The organism is Pseudomonas sp. GM79, assembly GCF_000282495.1.
Lineage (GTDB): Bacteria > Pseudomonadota > Gammaproteobacteria > Pseudomonadales > Pseudomonadaceae > Aquipseudomonas.
This window is the reverse complement of sequence record NZ_AKJE01000078.1, coordinates 26,772-51,881: the sequence shown is the minus strand read 5'-3', so window position 1 is coordinate 51,881 and position 25,110 is coordinate 26,772. Positions and strand designations below refer to the sequence as shown.

Genomic DNA, 25,110 nt, shown 5'->3' with positions numbered 1-25,110 from the left:
TGCATGGACGCAACCCTCTTCAATTATCAATGGCCAGCAAGGGGTCGGCAGCCACGGCCGTGCCGCCGTTGCCCAGACGCTTGCGAGCGATGCGGCGTTCCACCCAGCCGGCCAGATGGGTCAGGCCGAAACAGAGCAGGTAGTAGATGATCGCCAGGATGAAAAACACCTGGAACGGCTTGGTCAGCAGTTGGTTGTTGACCTGGTTGGCGGCGAAGGTCACTTCCTGGACGTTGATCACATAACCCAGGGAGGTTTCCTTGATGATCGAGATGAACTGGCTGATCAGGCTGGGCAGCGCGTTGTACAACGCTTGCGGCAAGATCACCCAGATCGTCGTGCGCAGATACCCAAGGCCCAAGGCCCGGGACGCTTCGTACTGACCCGACGGCAGCGCCTGAATGCCGCCGCGAATGATTTCGCACAGGTAGGCGCTCTGGTAAATCACCAACGTGCAGAGCATGGTGACGAACCCGGTTATGTTGTGGCCGATCAACAACGGCACCAGGAAGTAGGTCCAGAAGATCACCATCAGCAGCGGGATGCCCCGCAGCACATACACCCAGACCGTGGCAGCCCAGCGCAGTCCGGTCCACGGCGACACCCGAGCCAACGCCAGCAGCAAGCCGAAAGGGAACGCCAGCAACAGCGCCAATGCCGCCAGAATCAACGTACTCGCCAACCCGCCCAGAGGGCCGTGCGGGTACTGGCCGATCAGAAACAGGGTCCAGTTCTGCTGCACAATCGAGAAAAGATCGAACATCGCCGCCTACCTCGCCAGCGCTTTGTTGAAGCGTCGCGCCAACAGCGCGCCGAGCCCCATCAACAGCAGTGAAAAGACCAGGTAGAACACCGTGGCGACCAGGTAGGACTCGAACGTGCGGAAGGTGTAGTTCTCAACTTCGCGGGTGGCGTAGGTCAGCTCGACCACGCCGATGGCCATCGCCAGGCTGGTGTTCTTGAACAACAGCACGGTGTGGTTGATCAGCGACGGCAGGCAATTACGCACGCCCTGCGGCAGGATCACATAGCGCATCGAACGTACATACCCCAACCCCAGCGCCCGGGAGGCTTCGGTCTGCCCCGCCGGTATGGCGCGCAGGCCACTGCGGATGTCTTCACAGAAATACGCCGCCTGACACAGCCCCAGCGCAATCACCGAGAACAGGTATTCGGTGCTGTAGTTCGCCAGCCAGAGTTGCGTGGATTCGCTCAGCAAGGTCGGCACACCGAAGTACCAGAGCATCAACTGCACCAGCGTCGGAACATTGCGATGGTAAGACACGTAACCCGCCACCAGACGATCAGCGAGCTTGTTACCGGTCAGGCGCACGGTCACCAGCAACAGAGCCAGGGCCATCGCCAGCAGCCAGGCGAACAGCGCCAGTTGTAGAGTTATTTCGATGCCCTTGACGATCAGCTCGGCATATTCGCCTTGCAGAACCGCGGCCAAATCGAAGTCATGCTTCATGGTCAATCCCTACGGGCATTGGGCTAGGGCAGAAATAAAAAGCGTCTGGCGAGCCATGACGTGGGTACCGTGTGACGGATTGATCCGTTCTTCTGGTGCGTGCTTCGCAGGGAAACGCTCAGCCCTGGTAATCCTGCGGGCGAGCCGTGGAAAGACCACCGGGCACTTGCAAGGTCGGGGTGATTTCCATGTGCCCGACGTTGACCGCTATCGGTGCGGCGATGGCAAACGCGATGGCGTCGGCGATGTCCTTGGCCTGAGGCAGCTCGAACCCTTCGACGAAGCGCTTGTAGGTCTCTTCGGAGTCACCGTGGACGTGGGCGAAGATGTCGGTAGCCACTCGGCCCGGACAGATCTCGGTGACCCGGACCCGCTTGCCGAAGGCATCGATACGTAACTGCCGCGAGAGCATGCTCACGGCGGCTTTCGTCGCGTGGTACGTGGAGTTGCCACCGAAGTTGTACGCCGCAGCAATCGAACTGATGTTGATGATGTGGCCGCAGTCACGCTCGACCATCCCCGGCAACGCCAGGCGCGCCAGGTGCAGCACCGCCCGCAGGTTGACGTCGATCAGCAAGTCGATGCCTTCGGCGTCAGCCTTAAGAATCGAACCCGGTTTATCGACCCCGGCGTTGTTCACCAAAATGTCGAACTGCTGGGTTTCAAACAGACGGGTCAACCCGGCCAGGTCGGTGACGTCGATGGCGTGTGCGATGCAGCCGGTTTTCGCGGCCAGTTCTTCGAGCTTGTCAGCGCTGCGAGCCAAGGCATGCACCTGCACGCCTTCCTGGCACAGGCGCTCGACGACGGCGGCGCCAATTCCGGAAGAAGCGCCGGTCACCAGCGCGGTTTTGTAATCTGAAAATGACATGAAGTTGTCCTCGTATTACGTGTGCGGATCACTCGGTGATCGCGATGACTTCGACTCTATCCAGCCCTGAAGCCGTGGACCAAGACGGAATGACTGTGTGGCAATAAGCCCTGCTTATGACCGTGCAACCGTTACGCCAACAGCTGCGAAATCGGTGTGATGCAACCGCCCGCCAGCTCGATTTCTCGACGGATGGTGCGGGCCAGTTCCACGGCACCAGGCGTGTCGCCGTGCAACAGGATCGAATGCGCCGGCACCTTGATGTGCTTGCCATTCAGGCTGGTGACGGTGCCCTCCTCCAACAACTGCCGAACCCGTTGCAGCACGGCCGCCGGCTCCTTGATCACCGACCCCGGGACCTTGCGCGGCACCAGCAGGCAGTCATCGTCGTAGGCGCGGTCGGCCAGAAACGTCGTGGCGACCCGCAGCCCACATTTGTCCGCGGCGTTTTCGATGGCACGACTGCTCGATGAACTGATAATCAGCGTCGGGTCGAACGCCGCCACCGCACACACCAATGGCTCCGCCAGTGCCGAGTCGGCCGCGACCATGTTCCCCAGCGCGCCGTGAAAGCTCATGTGCGTCATACGGTGGCCATTGACCGCCGCCATTCCGGCCAGCGCGCCGAGCTGGTAAACCACATAGGTCGCCAGTTCCTTGAGCTCGATGTTCATCTGCCGTCGACCGAAGCCCATCAAGTCGGGGAAGCCGACATGGGCGCCCAGATCGATGCCACCGACCTTGGCCAGGCGCACGGTGTTGTCCATGATCAGCGGATCACCGGCATGGAAGCCGCATGCCACATTGGCCGATGAGATAAGACTCATCAACGCTTCATCCTCGCCCATGCGCCAAGGGCCGAAGCCTTCACCCAGATCAGCGTTCAAATCAATTTTCATTGCTTCTTTCCTCGCCCGCTCATGCCGCGTCCAGGCGCATGAACGCCTCGCCAAAGCCCACCGTCGTGCCACACACCGTCAATACCGCCGCCAGCCGTCCGGCCTTCTCGCTGCGGACCGGCAACAGCAGATCGCCAACTTGCAGCAAAGCGACCAGTTGCCCTCGCTCCACTCGACTGCCGACCGATACCAGCACCTCGCTCTGTTGCGGGTGCTTAAGCAGCAACCGGCCCAGACCTGGAGTCTTTAACAGCTGCTCCTCCGGTGCCTTTAATGTCTCTGGCGTGGCGATTTGAACCGGTTCCGCGACTTCGTCGACGCTACGTTTGAGCACCAGATGCAGCCCCGGACGACGAATTTCCGCGCCAGCCAGGTGAGTCTCCTTGAGCCACACCGCCAACTGGCGGATTTCCTGATTTGTCATGTCTGAATGTCCTTAACGCGAGGCCAGCCCGTGAAGGTCAACCAAGCGGCCGACCTCCGCGAGATAGCGCGAATTGTCTTCCAGGGCTGCGACAGCTTCGGCGTAACTGCACTCGATAAAGCGCACCTTGCTGCCGATCGGCGCCTGGCCCAGGCGCCAGAGGTCGGCCTCAATCACCGTGCCGAATTTCGGGTAACCGCCACTGGGTTGAGCGTCGCGCATCTGAATGATCGGTTGCCCGCCGTGAGGCACCTGAATCACACCGGGGACGATGCCGTGGGAGCGAACTTCCATCGGCGCCTTGGGCAAGATCGGCGCGCCTTCGAGCCGGTAGCCGTAACGGTTGCTCTGGGTCGTGACCTTCCACTCGCCGGACCAGAATGCCGCCCGGGATTCATCCAGAAAACACTCGTATTCGGCCGCCGGAAGTACCCGCATCGCGGGCAATCCATCGCGTTGTAATGGCAAGGCCTGACTGGGTGACACGACCCCAAAATCCGTGGGCAGCGCGCTCATGCCGGGACGCAACGCCGAGACCTGGTCACCCTGCTGCAACGCCCGCCCCTGCAAGCCGCCGAACTCACCGCGTAATTGCGTGCTGCGCGAGCCGAGCACCTGCGGCACGTCGACACCGCCGGCCAGACACAGATAAGCGCGACTGCCGGAGGTTGGATAGCCGAGGCTCAGCACCTGGCCTTCCCGAGCCTGCGCTACCCAGAATGGCAACAATGGCTGACCGTCGAGGGTGGCTTCGCAAGCCGCACCGGTCACCGCGAAGGCGCAGTCCTGAACAAACCGCACCTCGAATGGAAACAGCGGAATTTCGATGGCCGCCGCCCCCTTGGAATTACCCAGCAGCAGATTGCCCAACGCCAGCGCCAAATGGTCCATCGCGCCGGAAGTCCCGACGCCGTAACCGAGGCTGCCGAAGCGGCCGAAGTCCTGCACGGTGGCCAGGGCGGTGGCCGATAAAATCTCGATCATCGAATGATCCTCTCGATGCGCAAGCGCAACATATCGCCGGGCCGCAGCATGGCCGGCGGGTTTCGGGTCGGGTCAAAAAAGGACATTTCGGTGCGGCCGATGGTGTTCCAACCGCTGGGACCGGCCGATGCGGAGACACCGGTCTGCACCCCGCCGATCGACACCGAGCCGGCGGCAATGCTGATCACCGGCACTTGGCGCCGTGGTGTGGCCAGGCGTGAATCCATGCCGCCGAGGTAGCAGTAACCCGGATGGCTGCCCAAGGCATACACCGGGTATAGCGGCTCGCAATGCAGGTTGGCAATGGTGTCGATATCCAGCCCGGTGTGCGCCACCACATCACTCATGTGCGGACCGAATTCGCCGCCGTACACCACCGGCAACTCGACGATGCGCCCTTCGAGTGGCAGCGGTTGGCTCTGCTCCCAGGCCTCAAGCAATCGCTCGCACAGCTCATTGAGATCGCGCGGCGGCTTGATAAAGGTCAGCATCAGGTTGTTCATGCCGGGGACCGCTTCGTGTATGTCGGCCCATTGCCCGGCCTGCAAGGCCAGGCTCCAAATGCGTTGTTGCGGCGCCAGATCCAGCTCGCCGGGGGCTTCGAACAATAAAGCCGTGGACCCCAGCAGGCTGATGTGCGGACGCGGCGATACAAATGCAGTACTCATGTCGGACTCCGTTGTTGCAGCCAGCGCTCCAGGTGATGAATGTCCACGCCTCCGGCACAGAACGCCGGGTCTTCGAGGATGTCGCGGTGCAAGGGAATATTGGTCGAGATGCCTTCCACGACCAGCTCACTCAAGGCCAGGCGCATCCGCGCCATCGCCTCATCACGAGTGGCGCCATGGGTGATGACCTTGGCCACCATCGAGTCGTAATACGGCGGCACCCGATACCCGGTGGTGACGTGGGAGTCGACCCGCACACCAAAGCCACCCGGGACTTCCCAGCGCTGAATCAACCCCGGTGTCGGCATGAACGTGATTGGGTCTTCTGCGTTGATCCGGCATTCCAGTGAATGACCGTTGAGCTGCACGTCCTGCTGGCGCAGCTCTAGCACGTCGCCTCGGGCCATGCGCAGTTGCTGCTGGACGATATCGATGCCAGTAGTCATCTCCGTCACCGGGTGCTCGACTTGCAGCCGCGTGTTCATCTCGATGAAGAAGAACTCGCCGTCCTCATACAGAAATTCGAAAGTACCGACGCCGCGATAGCCGATCTGTCGGCAAGCCTGCGCACAGCGTTCGCCGACCTTGGCGATAAGCTCGGGATCAATGCCAGGTGCCGGCGCTTCTTCCAGGACTTTCTGGTGCCGACGTTGCAAGGAGCAATCGCGGCAGCCGAGCCAGATCGCGTGGCCATGGGCATCGCACAACACCTGGATTTCCACATGCCGTGGATGGCCGAGAAACTTCTCGATGTACAGTTCCGGATTACCGAAAGCCAGCCGCGCCTCTTCACGGGTCAGCGCGATGGCATCGAGCAACTCGCTCTCTTCTTTCACCACACGCATGCCCCGCCCACCGCCACCGCCGGCTGCCTTGACGATCACCGGGTAACCGATTTCACGGGCAATGGCCAGGATGCTTGCATCGTCGGTGGGCATCACCGAGTCCGGACCCGGCACGCAAGGTACGCCGGCTTCGCGCATCGCCCGTTTGGCGGCGACCTTGTCGCCCATGGTGCGAATGCATTCGGCGCTCGGCCCGATAAAGGTCAGGTCGGCCGCTTCGATACGTTCAGCGAACCCGGCGTTTTCCGACAGAAAGCCATAACCCGGATGGATCGCCTGAGCGCCGCTGACCTTGGCCGCGAACAGCAGCGCAGCCTGGTTCAGATAACTCTGACCGGGTGACGCCGGCCCGATGCACAGGGCCTGATCGGCGTTTTGCACGTACTGGGCGTGGCGATCGGCCTCGGAGTGCACGACCACGGCCTGTATCCCCAGGCCACGGCAGGCACGCTGAATGCGCAGGGCGATTTCGCCACGGTTGGCGATCAGCACTTTGTCGAACATTGAATTCACCTGAAAGAGGATGGGCTTGGGATCAGTCAAGACGGAACAGCGACTGACCGGCTTCGACTTCGGCGCCACTCTGGGCGAGGATCGCAGCGATCCGTCCGGCGGCTTTGACCTTGACCGGGTGGAACATTTTCATCGCCTCGATGACCGCCAGGGTCTGCCCGGCTTCGACCTGCTCGCCGACCGTGACAAACGGTGCTTCCCCTGCCGCGGGCGTCAGATGCAGCACGCCGTACAGACTGGCCTTGACCTCGATGGCCTGCACCGTCGGGGTATCTGCCGTGGATGGCGGCGGTGCCGATACCGGCGATTGCCCGGTCAACGGCTCTGCGGTCAAAACCTTTCCGGCCTGCTTGAAAAGACGAACCGTACTGTCACCTTCGGTCAGACTCAGTTCGAGCAGATCGGATTCAGCGAGCAAATCGATCAACCCCTTGATGCGTTCTGAATCCATGCGTGAGCCCCTACCTGTCGAGCTGTCTTAAGTGGATGGGGTCAATGTAGCGAGCCCGCCGAACGACGACCAAGACGCTTTGGCTTTGGGGTGATAAGCCGTCCTTATGACCAATCAGATCAAGCTGCCGCGCATCTCGGCGACCAGTTCCAGCAGGATCGCCTTGACCGCCTGCGCGGGCACCGACAGCGGTAGGTGACCGGACAGACACAGCGCCAGTGGCGCCTCGACCTCGGGCTCGACAATGCGACACATGTGCATCGAGGTGGCGGCGACCATCACCCGCGCCGAGGACTCGGGCAGGATCGTCGAACCGAAGTGCTCGGCGACCGCAGCGGTCAGGGTGATCGAAGATTCGATTTCAGCCACCACCCGCGCACTCAGGCCGATGCGCAGGAAGGCTTCATCCACCAGTCGACGCATGACGTTGTAGGGACGCGGCAGGAGCATGTCCATGTCCGCCAGTTCGGCCAGAGGGATCTCGTCGAGAGCGCTGACAGCAGGATCGGCACTCACCAGATAGAGGTGCTCGCGCAGCAGCGAGACGAAGCTCAAGCCATGGACTTCGCGCCCGCCATAGAGCACGGCCATGTCCATCCGGCCATTCATGATCAACTCGCTCAAGGTGGTGCCGAAGTTTTCATTGACGTACAGCAAAATGCCCGGATGGCGTTCGCGCACCCTACGCAATAGCGGCAAAGAGAGCGTCGATGCGGCGGTGCCAGGCGCCAGACCAACTGACACCTGTCCGGACAACGCCTGCCCCGTGGCATTGATGTCGCTTTGAGCCTGCTCGCACTGGCGCAAAATGATTTGTGCATGGCCGTAAAGGACTTTGCCCGCCTCCGTTGGGGTGACCCCGCGTTTGGTCCGAATCAGCAATTGTTGCTGCAACTCCGCTTCCAGCGTGGCCAGTTGCTGACTGAGTGCCGGTTGCGCGACATGCAGCACATCGGCGGCCTGGGTCATGCTGCCGATATCGACGAGTTTCACGAAATACTTCAAACGGCGCAGGTTCACGGTGGCGGTGCTCTTGCTCAAAAAAGGGAGTCAGCCCATAGGCTTTAGCAAGAGCCAGGCCAGCCCCGAGACATCGCGCGCGTGGTTAAGGGCAAGGCTCAACCATAAGCCTTTGCTATGGCTGGATCGTGACGGCCTTGATCGCCCCCCGCCACGGGCATACAGGCTTGATCGCACCACCTTGGTGCGAACACTGTCCAGTTCCAGCCATAAGCGATTCCTATCCGACCAGAACGATCTCGTCTTATGGCTGCCTGGGTGGTGGCTCGTACTGTAGGGCCTCGTCAACGTCATCAACGAGGAACGACACGTGACCGCCTCCCGCATCGCCGCCCGTGTGCAACGTATCAAACCATCGCCCAGCAGCGCCGCTTCTGACCGTGCGAACGAACTGCGCCGACAAGGCAAGTCCATCATCAATCTGGTTGTCGGCGAGCCGGACTTCGATACACCCGTGCACATTCGACAAGCGGCCAACGCCGCCATCGAACGCGGCGAGACGCGTTACACGCAAAATGCCGGGACCCCGGAGCTGCGCCAAGCGATTGTCGACAAGCTGGCACGGGAAAACGGCCTGACCTACGGTGCGAATCAGATCCTGGTCACCAGCGGGGCGAAGAGTGCGATTTTCAATGCCTTCGCCGCCACCCTGGGCGCGGGCGATGAAGTGCTGATTCCGGCGCCGTACTGGGTGTCGTACCCCGACATGGTGCTGGCCTGCGAAGGTGAACCCGTAACCCTCGCCTGCCCGGAAGAAAACGCTTTCAAGCTGACCCCGGCTCAATTGCGCGGCGCAATCACCGAACGCACTCGCTGGCTGCTGCTCAATTCGCCGAGCAACCCGACCGGTGCCAGCTACAGCGCCGCCGAACTGCGCGCCCTGGCAGATGTGCTGCTCGACTATCCGCAGGTGTTGCTGATGACCGACGACATTTACGAACACATCCGCTATGAAGGCCTGGACAACCCGCACATCCTCGCCATCGAACCGGCGCTGACCGCACGCACCGTGGTAGTCAACGGCGTATCCAAGACTTATGCCATGACGGGCTGGCGGATCGGCTACGCCGCCGGCCCGGCCGATTTGATCAGCGCGATGGCAACCCTGCAATCGCAATCGACCAGCAATGCCTGCTCGATCAGCCAGTCTGCAGCGGTCGAAGCGCTCAACGGCGACCAGGCCTTCGTCAAGGAAAGCGTGGCGGTGTATCAGCAACGCCGTGATCGTTGCCTGGACCTACTCAACGCCATCGACGGTTTGAGTTGCCGCAAACCCGATGGGGCGTTTTATCTCTATGTGAACTGCGCGGGTTTGCTGGGTAAATCGACGACTCAAGCCAAACGCCTGGACACCGATTACGACGTGGTCATGTACCTGTTGGAAAGCCAGGGTGTGGCTGTGGTGGCCGGTACCGCGTACGGGTTGGCGCCGTTCTTCCGGATGTCGATCGCCACCGACATCAAGACCCTCGACGAAGGTTGCTCACGGATTGCCGCTGCCGTTGCGGCGTTGAGCTGAGGAACAGATGATGACGGCAGCGACCCTCCCTCCCCTGAGCTTCAGGCAGGCTTTGCTTGCGATGCTTGGCATCTCGCTGGTGCTGATGCTCTCGGCACTCGACCAGACGGTGATCGGTAACGCCTTGCCCAGCATCGTCGCCGAGCTCAAGGGCTTTGAGCTTTACGCTTGGGTCGCCACGGGCTACATGCTGGCCTCCATCGTCACCATCCCGATCTTCGGCCGGTTGGGGGATTACTACGGGCGCAAGCCCTTTGTGATCGCCGCCACCCTCATCTTCACCTTGGCGTCGCTGGCCTGCGCCGTGGCCACAGACATGCTGTTGCTGGTGATCGGTCGCGCCTTGCAGGGTGTCGGTGGAGGCATGTTGATCGGCACGGCGTTCGCCTGCATTCCGGAACTGTTTCCTGAGACCCGACAACGTCTGCGCTGGCAGATGCTGCTGAGTGCCCTGTTCAGCGTGGTCAACGCCATAGGTCCGGGTTTAGGTGGTTATCTGACAGGCGCCTACGGTTGGCGCTCGGTGTTCTACATCAATCTGCCGTTGGGTTGTCTGGCGCTGTTTTTCGCTTGGCGCTACCTGCCTTATTACCGCCCGCAACAACGGGCGAAAATCAGCCTCGACTGGCCCGGCGCGTTGTTGATCGCCATGGCACTGGGCTGCCTGCAATTGTTCGTCGAGTGGTTGGGGCATTCCAGTCTGATGCTGAGTGCGGCGCTGGGAGTCAGCTGCGTCGGAGCAACCCTGGCCTTATGGCGCTGGGAGCGACGCTGCCAGCACGCACTGCTGCCGGCGGCTTTACTCGGGTTGCCGAGCATGCGCCTGCTGTTTCTGCTGTCGATGGCCGCCGGGGCGATCATGTTTACGTTGTTGTTCTATCTGCCTTTATTGCTGCAAGGCAGCTATGGCTACTCACCGCAGGATGCCGGCCTGTTGATTACGCCACTCGCGCTGAGCATCACCCTGGGCGCCATCGTCAACAGTCGCATCGTCACCCGTTTGCGTAATCCAAACCTGTTGCCGCTGTGCGGTTTTGTCGCGTTGCTGCTGGCATGCCTCGGCTTGGCCATCGCCGGACGCGGTGCTTCGTTCAATGCGTTGCTCGGCTTGATCCTGCTGGCAGGTCTTGGCCTGGGCTTCATCCTGCTCAACCTGACGGTCTTCACCCAGACCCTTGCCGAGCGTCAGTTCCTCGGGATCGCCACCGCACTGACCCAATCGTTGCGCCTGGTGGGTGGGCTGCTGGGAACCGCTTCGATGGGTGTGCTGGTCAACTTGCTTTACAGCGCCAACCTGCAACGTCTTTTTATCGCCAAAGGGCACGCTGATGGACTGGCCTTGTACGCCGACCCGCAGGTCCTTCTGCGCCCCGATGCCGCCCTGCTCGAACACCCGCAATGGCTGAGCCTTGCACGCGATGCGTTGGCTCAGTCGGTGGGCGTTGGCCTGCTGCTTTGCGCCGGCCTCGGCGTGCTCGCGCTGTTCATCCTGTACCGCCTGCCGCCCGTGAGACTGCACGTCTTGCCGGCCACCGCTGCTCCTGAAAAACAATAAAAACTTTACTGCCGCTTTTGACTGCCTCTCACAACTTTCGACAACTCATGGGGATGACTCCGATGGAGCTTTTCAATCGCGCACCTAAAGTAGTGGCCGGCATTTGCGGCCTGATCATCGCTCAACAGGGTTACGCCGCCGGCCTGGTAGAAGACAGCAAGCTCAGTGTGCTGGCCCGCAACTTTTTCAGTAATGCCGACAACCGCAGCGGCGCGGCCGCCCCCAATTACACACAGGAATGGGGCCAGGGTTTCATCGCCAACTTTCAGTCCGGATACACCCAAGGTACGGTGGGGTTTGGTGTGGACGCCATTGGCATGTACGGTATTCGGCTGGACTCCGGCAAGGGCCGGCACTACAACCCCGAAAGCAAAAACTTCAACGGCAACATCTTCCCGACCGACAGTGACGGGCGCGCCGTGGATGAGTTCGGCAGCCTGGGCCTGACGGCCAAGGCAAAGTTCTCCAACACCGAACTGAAGTACGGCACGCTGGTACCGATGTTGCCGGTGGTGATGTCCACCGACCGCATGCTGCAACAAACCTTCAATGGCGGGCAGCTCCAGTCCAAGGACCTGGAGAACGTCACCTTCACCCTCGGCCAGTTGGAGCATGTCAAAGGCCGCGGTTCAAGCAACCAGATGGGCATGTCCATTCCCGGTGCAAACAACCCGCAGACGGGCGAGTTCGTTAACAAGTTCTATTACGGCGGCGTGGACTACAAAGCGACCAAAGACCTGACCTTGCAGTACTACTACGGCAACTTGCAGGACTTCTACAAACAGAACTTCCTCGGTCTCAAATACGACTGGCAGGTCGGCCCCGGCACCCTGCGTACCGACTTGCGCCACTTCGACAACCGCTCCGATGGAGCCAACGGCCATGACCCGGATTTCTACACCTTTGGCTACTACGGCAACGGTGTGACCAAAGGCAAGGTCGACAGTCGCCTGAGCAGCGCGCAATTCACCTACCTGCTGAACGGCCACACCTTCGCCGCCGGACTGCAGCAAGTTAGCGGCGACAGCGACGCGGTCTGGTTGAACCAGGGTGACGGCTCCACCGCCTATTTCATGACGGAGTCGATGATCGGAAAATTCCAGCGCGCCGGAGAAACCACCTGGCAGGTTCGCTACGGATATGATTTCGCCAGGGTCGGGGTTCCGGGTTTGAGTTTCCTTGGCATGTACGAAAGCGGCTCGAACATCCGTACCCCCACAGGCGACAAAAGCGAGTGGGAGCGTAACCTGACGGTGAGCTATGTCATTCAGCAGGGTCCGCTGAAGGACCTGAGCGTTGCCCTTCGCCACGCCTCACTGCGCACCGAAGTGTCCACACAACGGGACAGCGATGAGCATCGAGTGATCATCAGCTACCCGCTGAACATTCTGTAAAAGACGACACACTGGGTGATAAGCATCGTCATCCAGTGTGCTCCGGCGGTCCGGCGGTCCGGCGCTCTGGTGATACAGGCCACACAGCTGCAGATGGCAGAGAAAGGGATCATAACAAAGCTTCTGGGGACGCTTTTACCGCTGGATCGTGCCGCATTAACGTGGTCAGGGGGGTCGCTGTCGTGGCCGATGAGGTTCGCCAACTGGCCCAGCGCACCTCGCAATCCACCACCCAGATCCATGACCTGATCACCAAGCTCCAGACATCATCCAACAATGCCGTGCAGACCATGGAGAGTGGTCATCGTCAGGCCCAAGAAGGTGTGACCTGGGTACTTGAGGCAGACAAGGCATTGGTGGGCATCAGTACTCATTGGTTGAACGGTTTAACCGATAACCGATCAATCCTCATGGAGAGGCCCGCCCGCGGGCTTTTGCCCGCGCTTTCGTATCCGCCCTGTCATACCTTCGTCACACCCACTATGCACAATGCGGTCAGCCAAAAGGATTTGGCCCCATCGACAGGGAGCCCGGCCAAGTGCCGGTTTTTTTCGTTCCAGCGACATGCTTTTCACGAAGTGCTCACAGAACGGAGCGCAGATTGAACGGACAAAAGGATTTGACCCCATACAGAGAGCCCGCCATTTGCGGGCTTTTTGTTGTCAGCCATTCCCGCTGCTAAGCTCTCCACTCCCTCGAATGGAGTCGAAGCGATGCCCTCCCCTGAATACTCTCTCCCCGATGCTCTTGAACGCCTGCATCACAACCAACTCGCCCTGGAGGCTGCGCTGATGGAGCTGACCTCACTGGTTGAGAAACAAGGCCATGCCGCGGCTGGCGACAAGGTCCGCGGCGCGCTCCAAACGATCGGTAAGAACGCCGGACACATCACACAGGGCTTGGCCAAGCTGAGAGCCCAAGGCCCACACTGATCAAAGCAGCGGGCATCGACAGGCACTGGGCGCCCCCCGTGGGTAACTTCGCCAAAGACGGCGGAGCGCTCTCTGGCGTGGCAAACAGCTACCTCAACAACCCGGCCTACAAAGAAACGCCGCCAAAGCAAATCATCTGGGAGATCCCGGTGCGGGACCTGCAGTCGGCTTACATCGACCCCATTGCCTATTGCTCGTTGCGGTAGGCCAATCGCATCTGGCCGAAGGCAATCTTCGCAAGCTCGCCCCGCGTATTTAGGGTCATTCCTCTCGATTGTTACCATCGCCGCAACAGTGTTTCTCCTTTCCGGCAAATGACAATTTGTCGCAGGGCTCGCTTTTTTTGATATCTTTGAGCAATTAACCAAATAGTTAACAACTATTTTCAGACTTGCCTTCACTACTCTTAACCCTCCCCACAAACGTTCATGCGTCAGTAGGATCATGCAACATGACTAAGTCTCGACCTTCGGCATCCGTCAGCCGCTGGCCCATCTGGGTCGTCGCCTTCGGTGTGCTGGTATTTGGATTATTCTTCGCAACGGGTGGTGGCTACCTCGCCACGCTGGGTGGCAGCTGGTACTTCCTGCTCGCCGGTTTCGGTTTGCTCGTCTCTGCCGTACTGCTCTTCAAGCAGCGTCTGCAAGGTGCCTGGCTGTTCGCGGCGGTGATGGTGCTGACCGTGATTTGGGCGCTGGCCGATGTCGGACTGAATTTCTGGCCACTGATCTCTCGCTTGTTCGCCCTGGGCGTGCTGAGCCTGTTGGTGGCATTGGTCTACCCCCATCTGCGCAAGGCCAATAGCCTGGCCAGCGGTCGCAGTGACTACGCTCTGAGCGGTGTGCTGGCAATCGCCGTGGTTGCAGGTGGAGCCGGTATGTTCGTCCCCCATGCCCCTGTCTCGCCGACCGGTGACGGCCCAGGCCTGACAACGGTCGACCCTGCCAAGGCCCAGAAAAACTGGGAACACTACGGTAACGACGAAGGTGGCAGCCGCTTCGCCGCTCTGGACCAGATCAACCGTAGCAACGTCTCGAAGCTGGTGCCGGCATGGACCTACAATACCGGGGACATCGCGATCAGCGACGGCAATGGCGCCGAAGATCAGATGACTCCGCTGCAGGTTGGCGACAAGGTGTTCATCTGCACCCCGCACAACAACCTCATCGCACTGGATGCCGATACCGGTAAACAGCTGTGGAAAAATGAGATCAACGCCAAGACCCGTGTTTGGCAACGTTGCCGCGGTGTCGCCTACTTCGACGCTACCGCCGCGCTCGCCCAGCCTGCTGACGGCAGCACACCTGTAAAGCCAGTGTCGATACCGGCCGGCGCCAACTGCCAGCGCCGTCTGCTGACCAACACCATCGATGCGCGCCTGATCGCAGTGGACGCCGACACAGGGGAGTTCTGCCAGGGCTTCGGTAACAATGGCCAGGTTGATCTGAAAGCCGGTCTCGGCGACGTCCCTGACTCCTATTACCAGCTGTCGTCGGCACCGCTGATGGCCGGGACCACCGTGGTCGTAGGCGGCCGTGTCGCCGACAACGTCCAGACCGACATGCCAGGTGGCGTGATCCGTGGTTTCGACGTCGTCACCGGCGAGATGCGCTGGGCATTCGACCCGGGCAACCCCGAAGACAAGCAAGCTCCGGCTGCCGGCAGCACGTACGTGCGCAGCACCCCCAACAGTTGGGCACCGATGTCTTACGACCCGGCGATGAACACCGTGTTCTTGCCGATGGGTAGTTCGTCCACCGACATCTACGGTGTGGAACGTACGGCACTGAACCACAAGTACGGCGCTTCCGTTCTTGCACTGAACGCAACCACTGGCGAAGAAAAGTGGGTCTACCAAACCGTCCACAACGACCTGTGGGACTTCGACCTGCCCATGCAGCCAAGCCTGATCGACTTCACCAAAGCTGACGGCAGCAAGGTGCCCGCCGTCGTGATCGGCACCAAAGCCGGGCAGATCTTCGTGCTTGACCGCGCCACCGGCAAACCGCTGACCAAGGTGGAAGAGGTTCCGGTCAAAACGTCGAACATCCCGAACGAACCTTACTCGCTGACTCAGCCGAAATCGGTGGGCATGCCAGAGATCGGCGCACAGACGCTGACCGAGTCGGACATGTGGGGGGCGACGCCGTTCGATCAACTGCTCTGCCGTATCTCGTTCAAGAAAATGCGTTACGACGGGCTGTACACCGCACCAGGCACCGATATCTCGCTGAGCTTCCCGGGTTCGCTGGGAGGGATGAACTGGGGCGGTATCTCGACTGACCCGGTACACGGTTTTATCTTCGTCAACGACATGCGTCTGGGCCTGTGGATCCAGATGATTGCGGCGAAGAAAGATGCCAAGGCTTCTTCCGGTGGTGAAGCACTGAACACCGGCATGGGCGCGGTACCGCTCAAAGGCACCCCGTATGCAGTGAACAAGAACCGCTTCCTGTCGGTCGCCGGTATCCCTTGCCAGGCACCGCCCTTTGGCACACTGACCGCGATCGACATGAAAACCCAGAAAGTCGCGTGGCAAGTGCCGGTTGGCACCGTCCAGGATACTGGCCCATTGGGTATCAAGATGCATCTGCCGTTGCCGATCGGCATGCCGACGCTGGGTGGTACGCTCTCCACCCAGGGCGGCCTGGTGTTCATCGCCGGTACACAGGACTACTACCTGCGCGCCTTCAACTCCGCCAACGGAAAAGAGGCCTGGAAAGCCCGGCTACCCGTGGGTAGCCAGGGTGGCCCGATGACGTATGTGTCGCCGAAAACAGGCAAGCAGTACGTTGTCATCACCGCAGGTGGTGCGCGTCAGTCGCCCGATCGCGGCGATTATGTGATCGCTTACGCGCTGCCTGATAGCCAGTAACCCCGTAACACCTGAAAGCCGCTGCCGCCCTGTGAGGGTGGCAGCGGCTTTTTGTTGTCTGCATGCTTGGTTCGTTGAACTCACTGACTCGGCACTAAGCGGATTTAAAAATCGAAGAACACCGTTTCACCCTCCCCCTGAATACGTATGTCAAAACGATAAGCCGCCTTGCCATCCACCTCGCAACGTTGCGCTATCAGCGTTTCTCGACGCTGCGGTTGCTCGATCAGATTAAGCACCGGGCACTTCGCGTTGGCTTGTGGCTCATCGGCAAAGTACAGCCGGGTTTGCAGGTGAATATTGATCCCGCGGGCAAACAGCGACACATTGATGTGCGGCGCCATCGGCACCCCGGCGGCATTCTTCACCACGCCAGGCTTGATGGTATTGAGTGTCCACTCCCCTGCATCGAAGGTGGTGGCGGTTCGGCCAAAGCTGTTGAAGGCTTTTTCCGAGTCGAAGACCGGGTCGTAAACCCCTTCATGATTGGCCTGCCAAAACTCCAGAAATGAGTCTCGCACCAGGTGACCGTTGCCGTCATAGACATGACCGATCAGCAAAATCTGTTCGCCCTCGGCACCCGGCTTGGCCATCTGATTCCAGATTTCCTCCGGCCGTGTCGGGTTGCCGGCAGCCGCCAGGGCCAGACCGATATGTACGTAAGGGCCGGCTGTTTGCGAAGGGGTTTCGGGTAGCAGTTCGATAGGCATGGACGGACTCCTCAGCAGTTTTCGAAGTGGGTCTTGCGCTGGCCGCGCAGCACGATGTCGAAGCGATAGGCCAGGCAATCCATCGGATTGGCATTACCCATGTCGAGCCGGGCGATCAGGCTCTGTACCGCCTCTGGATTGGCGATCGACTTGACGATCGGGCACATCGGGATCAGCGGATCGCCTTCGAAATACAGCTGGGTGATCAGGCGCGTGGCGATCGATGGCCCACTGATAGAGAAGTGGATGTGCGCCGGACGCCACTCATTCGGGCCGTTACGCCATGGGTAAGGACCCGGCTTGATGGTGCGGAAGCTGTAGTAGCCATCGCGGTCGGTCAGAGCCCGGCCGACACCGCCGAAATTCGGGTCCAGTGGTGCCAGGTAACGATCATTCTTGTGCCGGTAGCGACCACCGGCGTTGGCCTGCCACATCTCCACCAGGGTATGTGGGATTGGCTTGCCATATTGATCACAGACCCGGCCGGAAACGATGATGCGCTCGCCCACCGGCAAACCGCCGTTGTTGAAATTTAGCAGCAAGTCGTTATCGAACCGCCCCATCTTCAGGTGAGAGAAATCCGGGCCACTGGTTTCGCTGGCCGACTGGGGAATGCTCACCAAGGCTTGGCGTGGAGAACGGGCGACAGAGGTTTTGTAATCAGGGGTCAGGGCTTTGGGGTGCCAATTACGGTCACGAATAACGAAACGACTGCTGTCTGCATCAGACATGTCGATCTCCTGTTGTTTGATTTATGGAGTACTGCCTGCGCAGTTTCAAACAACAGAAGGCTGGGGAATATTGAAAAGCCACCTTCAATACATAACCAAACGGTTATGGATAAAGCCCTTCGCGATACGCCTGCCCTACCTCGCGCAGCACCTCGACACACCACTGGGCCGCCAGGGACAAGGGCAAGCTGGCGTTACTGGAAATCCCCACCGAACCACCCGGTTCGCGCTGCCCCAGATTGATCTCAAACAGTTCGCCGCTTGCCAGATCCAGGCGCACTGCATCCAGTGGCGCGATCCAGATCGCCTCGCTGGACAACACATAACGACGGCTCAGGGCCACGGACAAGGTTTCCAGACGCTGCCGCGACTGGCTGATGCCGCATTGCACGAACAGGCTGTCGGCATATTTGCGAATCGTCGTCCCTGCCAGCGGCAGCACCAGCGGGAAATCTTCCAGAGCGCTACGCTCCGGTGGCTCGGCCAGCAAGGGATGATCGGGGCGCACCACCAGCGTCATGGATTCACTGTACAGATGCTCGAAGGTCAGACCCTGAATCTCCGGGCTATCGGTCATACGACCGACCACCAGGTCCACGTCGCCCACCCGCAACTGCGACAATAAATAGGCGCTTGGCCCGGTCACCACACTCACCACCAGTGCCGAATGGCGCTTGTGCAAGCGCCGTACAACCTCAGGCACCAGCAAGCTTTCCACTGTCGACAACACGCCGAGTCGAACCTTGCCCGCCGCGTATTCGCCACCGCGCAAGGTATTCACCCCATCACGCAGCGCCTGCACCGAAGGCCCGGCATAACGCAAAAAGGCAACCCCGGCTTCCGTCAGGTTCACACCACTTTTACTGCGTATAAACAGGCTTGCCGCCAGCAGCTCCTCCAGCTCCTTGAGCGTCTTCGACATCGCTGGCTGACTCACTGCCAAGGTATCCGCCGCCCGCGCCAGGCTGCCCTGACGAGCCATTTCAAGAAAGCACACGAGGTGACGGAATTTGATGCGGGTGTCGATGTTCACTACAGAGCCCCGTGAAAGTGCCTCGATGGCGTCGAAACGTTTGCAGGCGATCTTAGCGTGCGCTCAATTTCCTGGCGACCGGATGGTGCTGGATTTCAGAGATTCCCGCCGGAACTGATCCGGGAGCGCTCACAAACCTACAATGGATCCACTAAATCATTAACAAGCAGAATTAATTTGACAATACCGCCAAAAATCACCACTAATGGATCCACTAAATAACAACAAACAACCTTGGAGAATCTCCATGTACCCCAAGAACACCTGGTACGTCGCCTGCACGCCCGATGAAATCGCCGAAAAGCCGCTGGGCCGCCAGATCTGTGGTGAAAAGATGGTTTTTTACCGCGGCCACGAAGGCAAGGTGGCGGCTGTCGAGGACTTCTGTCCTCATCGCGGCGCGCCGCTGTCCTTGGGCTACGTGGAAAACGGCAATCTGGTGTGCGGCTATCACGGACTGGTGATGGGGTGCGACGGCAAGACCGTGGAAATGCCCGGGCAGCGGGTTCGCGGTTTCCCGTGCAACAAGACATTCGCCGTGGTCGAGCGCTACGGCTTTATCTGGGTCTGGCCCGGCGATCAGGCGTTGGCCGACCCGGCGCTGATCCATCATCTGGAATGGGCGGTCAGTGACGAGTGGGCCTATGGCGGCGGCCTGTTCCACATCCAGTGCGACTACCGCCTGATGATCGACAACCTGATGGACCTGACTCATGAAACCTACGTTCATGCGTCCAGCATCGGCCAAAAGGAAATCGACGAAGCGCCGCCGGTGACCACGGTCGACGGCGACGAGGTGGTCACTGCCCGCCACATGGAAAACATCATGCCCCCGCCCTTCTGGCGCATGGCCCTGCGCGGCAACAACCTGGCCGACGATGTGCCGGTGGACCGCTGGCAGATCTGCCGCTTCACCCCACCCAGCCATGTGCTGATCGAAGTCGGCGTGGCCCATGCCGGCCATGGCGGTTATCACGCTCCCCGGCAGTTCAAGGCGTCGAGCATCGTCGTCGACTTCATCACGCCGCAAACCGAGACCTCGATCTGGTACTTCTGGGGCATGGCGCGCAATTTCAATCCGCAGGATGAAGCCTTGACCGCGAGCATTCGCGAGGGACAGGGCAAGATTTTCAGCGAGGACCTGGAGATGCTCGAACGCCAGCAACAGAACCTGCTCAGCCATCCCGCGCGCAACTTGCTCAAGCTCAATATCGACGCTGGCGGCGTGCAGTCGCGTCGCATTCTGGAGCGCCTGATCGCCAAGGAACGGGCCACGCAGGAGTCAATGGCATGATCGAAGTGCTGGTGGTATCGCGCAACAACGAAGCCCAAGACATCTGCAGCTACGAGCTGGCCAGTGTCGATGACCGACCGCTGCCAGCCTTCAGCGCCGGTGCGCATATCGATGTGCACCTGCCCGGCGGCTTGATCCGGCAATATTCCCTGTGCAATCACCCCGAAGAACGCCATCGCTACCTGATCGGCGTGCTCAAGGACCCAACCTCCCGGGGCGGTTCACTGGCCATGCACGAGCAGATCCACCCCGGCACGCGCCTGCCGATCAGTGAACCGCGCAACCTGTTCCCGCTGGTCCATGAGGCCAGGCGCAGTCTGCTGTTTGCGGGCGGTATCGGAATCACGCCGATCCTGTGCATGGCCGAGCGACTGGCCCACAGCGGCGCGGATTTCGAGCTGCATTACTGTGCCCGATCACGGGACCGTGCAGCCTTTGTCGAACGCCTGCAACACTCGCCTTTTGCCCACCGGGTATTCCTGCATTTCGATCAGGAACCCGACACCGCGCTGGATGCGGCCAAGGTTCTGGCCACGCCTCAGAGCGACGTTCATTTATATGTGTGTGGCCCCGGCGGCTTCATGCAGCACGTGTTGGACACGGCCAAGAAGCAGGGCTGGCACGAGCAATGCTTGCACCGCGAGTACTTCGCCGCTTTGCCCGTCGACACTGGCGCCGATGGCAGTTTCTCGATCAAGGTCGCCAGCAGCGGCCAGGTCTTCGAGGTGCCGGCCGACAAGAGCGTGGTGCAAGTGCTACAAGACCAGGGCATCGAGATCGCCATTTCCTGCGAACAGGGCATTTGTGGCACTTGCCTGACTCGGGTTCTGGAGGGCGTGCCGGAACATCGCGACCTGTTCCTCACCGAGGATGAACAGGCTTGCAACGACCAGTTCACCCCTTGCTGCTCGCGCTCGAAAACGCCGCTGCTGGTGCTGGATATCTGATAAACCACGCTTATTCCGAGCGGAGAATGACCTTCATCCGCTCGTCAGCCTTCGCTGAGCCGAAGACCTCGGCATAGCGCAACGTGGCATTGGCGTGTTCGCGCATGATCGATTCGGCACGCGCGCCCTGGCGATTGACCAAGGCATCGAACACCGAATGGTGTTGCATGTGGGCATAGTTGAAGCGTCGGTATTCCCGGACCATGTCGTTGCGGTCCACAGCCAGGGCGGTCACCGAAGCGAAGGGTAAATGATCGTTGCGTGCCAGTGCGTCGGCGATCGCCGGGTTGTGGCTGCCTTCGACGATCACCTCGTGAAAACGCATGTTGAGGTCGTGATAGACCTCCAGGTCTTCTATGGTCACGTACCCTTTGTCGAACAGCTGATCACCCTGCACCAGGCATTGTTCGAGGGTCGCCCGGGCTTCGTCCGAGAGCCCGCGCTCGGCGGTCTGGCGCGCCGCCAGGCCTTCGAGTACGCCCCGCACTTCGACCGCACCGGCAATGTCATCGGGGCTGACCGAACGCACCTGAAACCCACGCCCGCCAAAGCGCACCAGCAAGCCTTCCTGCTCCAGCGTGCGGAACGCCATGCGCACCGGCATCCGCGAGACGCCAAACAGCTGCGCCGTGGGGATTTCCATCAACCGCTCGCCCGCCGCCAGCTCGCCCGAGGCGATCATCTTGCGCAATGCGACCAGCACCGTTTGACCGGGCTTACTCATCCAGGCAACTTCCAGAAAGGTGGGCCTGCATAGTAACGCAAGATAGTGACGCCAGGTTTGGGCAGAGGTCGCGGCGTTCTGCCTCAGCCTTGATAGGCCGGATTCTCGATCAGCAGCGCCATGCCCTGTCCGCCGCCGACACAGGCGGCGGCTATGCCATAACGCAGATTGCCCTCGCGCAGTTGCCTGGCCAAGGTCAGCACCAGACGCAATCCACTGGCGGCCAAGGGATGCCCCAGGGCGATTGAGCCGCCCCGCCGGTTGAGCCGGTCGCCGTCCAGTTCCAGCACCTGCGCTACGGCCAGCACCTGAGCCGCCTGGGCTTCGTTGATTTCCAGCAAGCCGATGTCGCCAAGAGCCAGCCCGCTGCGTTGCAGCAGCAACTGGATAGCGGGTGCAGGTCCAATGCCCATGAACTCCGGTGCCACGCCCACCACGGAACTGGCCAGCAAATGAGCCAACACCGGACGCCGCGCCGCAGAAGCTCGCCCCACCAGCGCGGCCGCCGCGCCATCGACCACCGCGCAACTGTTGCCGGCCGTTTGCACACCGCCGGCATGCACCGCCCGCAATCGGCGCAAGGCGTCCAGATCTGTAGGCCGTGGATGGCTGTCGCGCGTCACGCGGTCCACGCCCCGTGGCAACTGAATACTTCGTGGCTGATAGCCGGCCAGATCAAAACACTCATTGTCGACCGCCACCAATTCCGGTTCCAACCAGCCGTCGGTTTGCGCCTGCAACGCCAGTTGATGACTGCCGAGCGCGTAGCGATCCACCTCTTCACGGCTCAGGCCATGCCGCCGGGCCAGGTTGTCGGCGGTGGTGATCATGTCTACGCCTGGGGCCGGGTCGTAGAGGGCTTCCCAGAGAAAGTCCTTGAACGCCACCTCGGCACCGAGCCGGAAACCGCTGCGGTGGGTGTAGGCGGCAATCGGGTTGCGCGACATCGATTCGGCCGCCACACACAGGGCCAGCTGCACGCCGTCATCCAGCTGCCTGGCGGCCTGCCGCAAGAGTTCGAAACCGGTGGCGCAGATGCGCTGCACCCCCAGCGCCGGAGTCTCTTGCGGCACGCCACTATAAAGGCCGATATGCCGAGGCAGCAGGTAAGCATCGAAACTGGCCTGAGCCACGGAGCCGGCGAGCACGCTGTCCACCGAGGACGGATCGACAGCGGCGCGGGCCAATACCTCGCGCCCGACCTTGATCCCCAGATCGATCGGCGAGACCTGAGCCAAGGCCCCGCCGAGGTCGACCCAAGGCGTGCGCAGGGCTTCGTAAATGGCGACATCGCCAAAGCTCGAATACTGCCCCGCGCCGCTCACGGCAGAGGTCCGGCACGCAGGATGGAAGGTTCCTCGCCGCGATACAGCGCCTCGACCTTGTCGGCGCGCCACTGCAACACCGCACGCTGGTTGATCGAGCCCTTGTCGGTGATTTCACCACGGTCGATGGAAGCAGGTTCGTCGAGCAGCGCGATCCATTCCAGGCGGCTGGCATTACCGGTGGCGTCACGGTTGAGCCGTTGCAGCCAATCGCTGAACCACTGACGCACCGGCGCGCTGGCCAGAACCTCGGCATCGCTGGCGTGGACACTCAAACCGGCCAGACGTCGGCATTCAAACAACCGGGGAAAGACCAGCGCCCCCAGGCACTCGCGGTCCGGCGCGGCCACCACCAGGTCCTGAACATAAGGAGAACCTTCGAGCACCGCGCGATTGCGCAGCGGGCCGACGCTGACAAACACGCCGGAACTGAGTTTGAAGTCCTCGGCAATGCGCCCGTCGAACATCAGTCCCAGTTGCGGATCACGGGCGTCAGCCAGTTTCAGCGCATCGCCGGAACAGTAGAAACCCTGTTCGTCGAACACCTCGGCGGTCTGCTGCGGCGCACGCCAGTAGCCCGGCATGATATGCGGCCCGCGAAAACGTCCTTCCAGCTTGCCGTCCACCGGTACCAGCCGCACTTCGCAACCGGGAGCCGGCAGGCCAATGTAACCGGCCATGGACAGTGGCCCGGTGGTGAACGTGCAGGACGGGGCCGCCTCGGTCATGCCGAGCCCGGCCATCATGCGAATGCGTTCGCCACAATGCTGTTCGGCGACCCGGTCCAGGCGATCCCAGACCCGTTGCGACAAACCGGCGGCAGCGAAAAAGCACAGCTTCATGCGCGAGAAGAAACGCTCGCGCAACTCGCCGTCCTGCTCCAGGGCGTTGACCAGTTCTTCCCAACCCTTGGGCACGGTCAGGTAGGCGGTGGGCGATATTTCCTTGAGGTTGCGCAGTGTTTCAGCAAACCCCTGGACGGTCGGTTTGCCGTCGTCCAGATAAAAAGTACCGCCGTTGTACAGCACGATCCCGACGTTGTGGCTGCCGCCGAAGGTGTGATTCCACGGCAGCCAGTCCACCAGCACCGGAGGTTCTTCGCCGAACACCGGGAAGGTCTGCAACAGCATCTGCTGGTTGGCGCAGAGCATGCGCTGGGTGGTGATCACTGCCTTGGGCAATTTGGTGGAGCCTGAGGTAAACAGGAACTTGGCGATGCTGTCCGGCCCGGTAGCCGTGAAAGCGCAATCGGCCTCGGCACTGCCGGGTTGTTCCAGCAGGCTGGCAAAGCTCGCCTGATTGCGGCCAGGAATTTGACCGCGCACGGTGATCAGCGGCGTTTCGGCCGGCAGCACCGCATCGATCGCCCGCTGATAGGCCGCAGCGTCGCTGACGAACACCAGGCCCGGTTGCAGCAGATTGCAGACATGCCGCAGCTTGGCGAAATCCTGGGACAACAACGAATAGGCCGGGGAAATCGGGCTATAGGGAATGCCGGCGTACATCGCGCCCAGGGCAATCTGCAAATGCTCGATGTCGTTGCCCGAGAGGATCGCCAGCGGTCGCTCGGCCGACAGGCCATAACTCAGCAGGCTTTGGGCAATGGCGCGGACGCTGGTCAGCATCTCGGCGTAACTCACCCGGCGCCAGTCACCGCCCTCCTGGCGAGCCGCGATAAAGGTCTGTTGCGGGCGCACCCGGGCCCAATGCACCAGGCGATCGAGCAAACGTACGGGCAACTCGGCCAAGGGTTCCAGAGAGCGCATATGCAGGATGCCCTGCTCTTCGCTGACCTCGATCGCAGGACGGCCGATGGATACCTGCCGATAGCGCGGTGCACTGGCTTTGGTCTGAGGTGGCGATCTGAATTCGGAACTCACGTGCTTGTTCTCCATCAAGGCACGCCACCGGTCCGCTGCAAAGCG

23 protein-coding genes and 2 pseudogenes are annotated in these 25,110 nt (G+C 60.9%); 9 read left to right on the top strand and 16 right to left on the bottom strand.

Features of this window, described 5'->3' with window-relative positions; genetic code table 11:
* Nucleotides 1–19: 19 nt before the first annotated feature.
* From PMI36_RS08885 to nac, 10 genes are all read right to left on the bottom strand, one after another.
* A complete protein-coding gene (locus PMI36_RS08885; RefSeq protein ID WP_008073771.1) occupies nucleotides 20–763 on the bottom strand; it encodes an amino acid ABC transporter permease in 744 nt (247 codons plus the stop codon).
* Nucleotides 764–769: 6 nt separating this feature from the next.
* Nucleotides 770–1,471, bottom strand: a complete 702-nt coding sequence (locus PMI36_RS08890; RefSeq protein WP_008073770.1) for an amino acid ABC transporter permease — start codon at nucleotides 1,469–1,471, stop codon at nucleotides 770–772.
* Nucleotides 1,472–1,589: 118 nt separating this feature from the next.
* Entirely contained in the window at nucleotides 1,590–2,342 is a 753-nt protein-coding gene (locus PMI36_RS08895) for an SDR family oxidoreductase (RefSeq protein ID WP_008073769.1), read from the bottom strand.
* Nucleotides 2,343–2,473: 131 nt separating this feature from the next.
* Entirely contained in the window at nucleotides 2,474–3,241 is a 768-nt protein-coding gene (locus PMI36_RS08900; protein ID WP_008073768.1) for a LamB/YcsF family protein, read from the bottom strand.
* Nucleotides 3,242–3,260: 19 nt separating this feature from the next.
* Nucleotides 3,261–3,665: an acetyl-CoA carboxylase biotin carboxyl carrier protein gene (locus PMI36_RS08905; RefSeq protein ID WP_008073767.1), complete on the bottom strand. Its 405-nt coding sequence runs from the start codon at nucleotides 3,663–3,665 to the stop codon at nucleotides 3,261–3,263.
* Between the two features lie 12 nt (nucleotides 3,666–3,677).
* Nucleotides 3,678–4,649, bottom strand: a complete 972-nt coding sequence (locus PMI36_RS08910) for a biotin-dependent carboxyltransferase family protein (protein ID WP_008073766.1) — start codon at nucleotides 4,647–4,649, stop codon at nucleotides 3,678–3,680.
* Nucleotides 4,646–5,317 (bottom strand): 5-oxoprolinase subunit PxpB, encoded by a 672-nt coding sequence (gene pxpB / locus PMI36_RS08915; RefSeq protein WP_008073765.1) that lies wholly within the window; start codon nucleotides 5,315–5,317, stop codon nucleotides 4,646–4,648. The genes PMI36_RS08910 and pxpB overlap by 4 nt, the downstream gene beginning before the upstream one ends.
* On the bottom strand, nucleotides 5,314–6,666 hold the full coding sequence (accC, locus tag PMI36_RS08920) for an acetyl-CoA carboxylase biotin carboxylase subunit (protein ID WP_008073764.1): 1,353 nt from the start codon (nucleotides 6,664–6,666) through the stop codon (nucleotides 5,314–5,316). Before accC ends, pxpB begins: the two co-directional genes overlap by 4 nt.
* A gap of 31 nt (nucleotides 6,667–6,697) precedes the next feature.
* On the bottom strand, nucleotides 6,698–7,126 hold the full coding sequence (locus PMI36_RS08925; protein ID WP_008073763.1) for an acetyl-CoA carboxylase biotin carboxyl carrier protein: 429 nt from the start codon (nucleotides 7,124–7,126) through the stop codon (nucleotides 6,698–6,700).
* A 114-nt stretch (nucleotides 7,127–7,240) separates the two neighbouring features.
* Nucleotides 7,241–8,146: a nitrogen assimilation transcriptional regulator NAC gene (gene nac, locus PMI36_RS08930; RefSeq protein ID WP_008073761.1), complete on the bottom strand. Its 906-nt coding sequence runs from the start codon at nucleotides 8,144–8,146 to the stop codon at nucleotides 7,241–7,243.
* A gap of 310 nt (nucleotides 8,147–8,456) precedes the next feature.
* Here nac and PMI36_RS08935 point away from each other — a divergent pair, with 310 nt between their 5' ends.
* From PMI36_RS08935 to PMI36_RS08960, 7 genes and pseudogenes are all read left to right on the top strand, one after another.
* Nucleotides 8,457–9,665 carry an aspartate transaminase gene (locus tag PMI36_RS08935; protein WP_008073760.1) on the top strand — a complete coding sequence of 403 codons (1,209 nt, stop codon included), beginning with the start codon at nucleotides 8,457–8,459 and terminating at the stop codon, nucleotides 9,663–9,665.
* 10 nt (nucleotides 9,666–9,675) lie between these two features.
* On the top strand, nucleotides 9,676–11,220 hold the full coding sequence (locus tag PMI36_RS08940) for an MFS transporter (RefSeq protein ID WP_032830549.1): 1,545 nt from the start codon (nucleotides 9,676–9,678) through the stop codon (nucleotides 11,218–11,220).
* A 62-nt stretch (nucleotides 11,221–11,282) separates the two neighbouring features.
* A complete protein-coding gene (locus PMI36_RS08945) occupies nucleotides 11,283–12,614 on the top strand; it encodes an OprD family porin (protein WP_008073758.1) in 1,332 nt (443 codons plus the stop codon).
* Between the two features lie 167 nt (nucleotides 12,615–12,781).
* Nucleotides 12,782–12,982: pseudogene (locus tag PMI36_RS30850) on the top strand (methyl-accepting chemotaxis protein); the annotation flags it as partial.
* A gap of 345 nt (nucleotides 12,983–13,327) precedes the next feature.
* The gene (locus PMI36_RS08955) at nucleotides 13,328–13,546 is read left to right on the top strand and encodes a hypothetical protein (protein WP_008073754.1); all 219 of its coding nucleotides are present in this window, start codon (nucleotides 13,328–13,330) and stop codon (nucleotides 13,544–13,546) included.
* 35 nt (nucleotides 13,547–13,581) lie between these two features.
* A pseudogene (locus tag PMI36_RS31520) lies at nucleotides 13,582–13,752 on the top strand (alginate O-acetyltransferase AlgX-related protein); the annotation flags it as partial.
* A 245-nt stretch (nucleotides 13,753–13,997) separates the two neighbouring features.
* Complete coding sequence (locus PMI36_RS08960; RefSeq protein WP_008073753.1) at nucleotides 13,998–16,421, top strand: glucose/quinate/shikimate family membrane-bound PQQ-dependent dehydrogenase; 2,424 nt, start codon at nucleotides 13,998–14,000, stop codon at nucleotides 16,419–16,421.
* A gap of 104 nt (nucleotides 16,422–16,525) precedes the next feature.
* Here the strand turns inward: PMI36_RS08960 and pcaG are convergent, their stop codons facing one another.
* From pcaG to pcaQ, 3 genes are all read right to left on the bottom strand, one after another.
* On the bottom strand, nucleotides 16,526–17,131 hold the full coding sequence (pcaG, locus tag PMI36_RS08965; protein WP_008073752.1) for a protocatechuate 3,4-dioxygenase subunit alpha: 606 nt from the start codon (nucleotides 17,129–17,131) through the stop codon (nucleotides 16,526–16,528).
* Between the two features lie 11 nt (nucleotides 17,132–17,142).
* A complete protein-coding gene (gene pcaH / locus PMI36_RS08970; RefSeq protein ID WP_008073748.1) occupies nucleotides 17,143–17,862 on the bottom strand; it encodes a protocatechuate 3,4-dioxygenase subunit beta in 720 nt (239 codons plus the stop codon).
* Between the two features lie 103 nt (nucleotides 17,863–17,965).
* Complete coding sequence (gene pcaQ / locus PMI36_RS08975; protein ID WP_008073747.1) at nucleotides 17,966–18,895, bottom strand: pca operon transcription factor PcaQ; 930 nt, start codon at nucleotides 18,893–18,895, stop codon at nucleotides 17,966–17,968.
* Nucleotides 18,896–19,142: 247 nt separating this feature from the next.
* Between pcaQ and PMI36_RS08980 the strand changes: the two genes are divergently transcribed.
* Together PMI36_RS08980 and PMI36_RS08985 are read left to right on the top strand one after the other, a co-directional pair.
* Nucleotides 19,143–20,189 carry an aromatic ring-hydroxylating oxygenase subunit alpha gene (locus tag PMI36_RS08980; protein WP_008073745.1) on the top strand — a complete coding sequence of 349 codons (1,047 nt, stop codon included), beginning with the start codon at nucleotides 19,143–19,145 and terminating at the stop codon, nucleotides 20,187–20,189.
* Nucleotides 20,186–21,136 carry a PDR/VanB family oxidoreductase gene (locus tag PMI36_RS08985; RefSeq protein WP_008073744.1) on the top strand — a complete coding sequence of 317 codons (951 nt, stop codon included), beginning with the start codon at nucleotides 20,186–20,188 and terminating at the stop codon, nucleotides 21,134–21,136. Before PMI36_RS08980 ends, PMI36_RS08985 begins: the two co-directional genes overlap by 4 nt.
* A 10-nt stretch (nucleotides 21,137–21,146) precedes the next feature.
* Here the strand turns inward: PMI36_RS08985 and PMI36_RS08990 are convergent, their stop codons facing one another.
* From PMI36_RS08990 to PMI36_RS09000, 3 genes are all read right to left on the bottom strand, one after another.
* Nucleotides 21,147–21,860 carry a GntR family transcriptional regulator gene (locus PMI36_RS08990; protein ID WP_008073742.1) on the bottom strand — a complete coding sequence of 238 codons (714 nt, stop codon included), beginning with the start codon at nucleotides 21,858–21,860 and terminating at the stop codon, nucleotides 21,147–21,149.
* 83 nt (nucleotides 21,861–21,943) lie between these two features.
* On the bottom strand, nucleotides 21,944–23,185 hold the full coding sequence (locus PMI36_RS08995) for a thiolase family protein (RefSeq protein WP_008073740.1): 1,242 nt from the start codon (nucleotides 23,183–23,185) through the stop codon (nucleotides 21,944–21,946).
* On the bottom strand, nucleotides 23,182–25,065 hold the full coding sequence (locus PMI36_RS09000) for a feruloyl-CoA synthase (protein ID WP_008073738.1): 1,884 nt from the start codon (nucleotides 25,063–25,065) through the stop codon (nucleotides 23,182–23,184). Before PMI36_RS09000 ends, PMI36_RS08995 begins: the two co-directional genes overlap by 4 nt.
* Nucleotides 25,066–25,110: the final 45 nt, after the last annotated feature.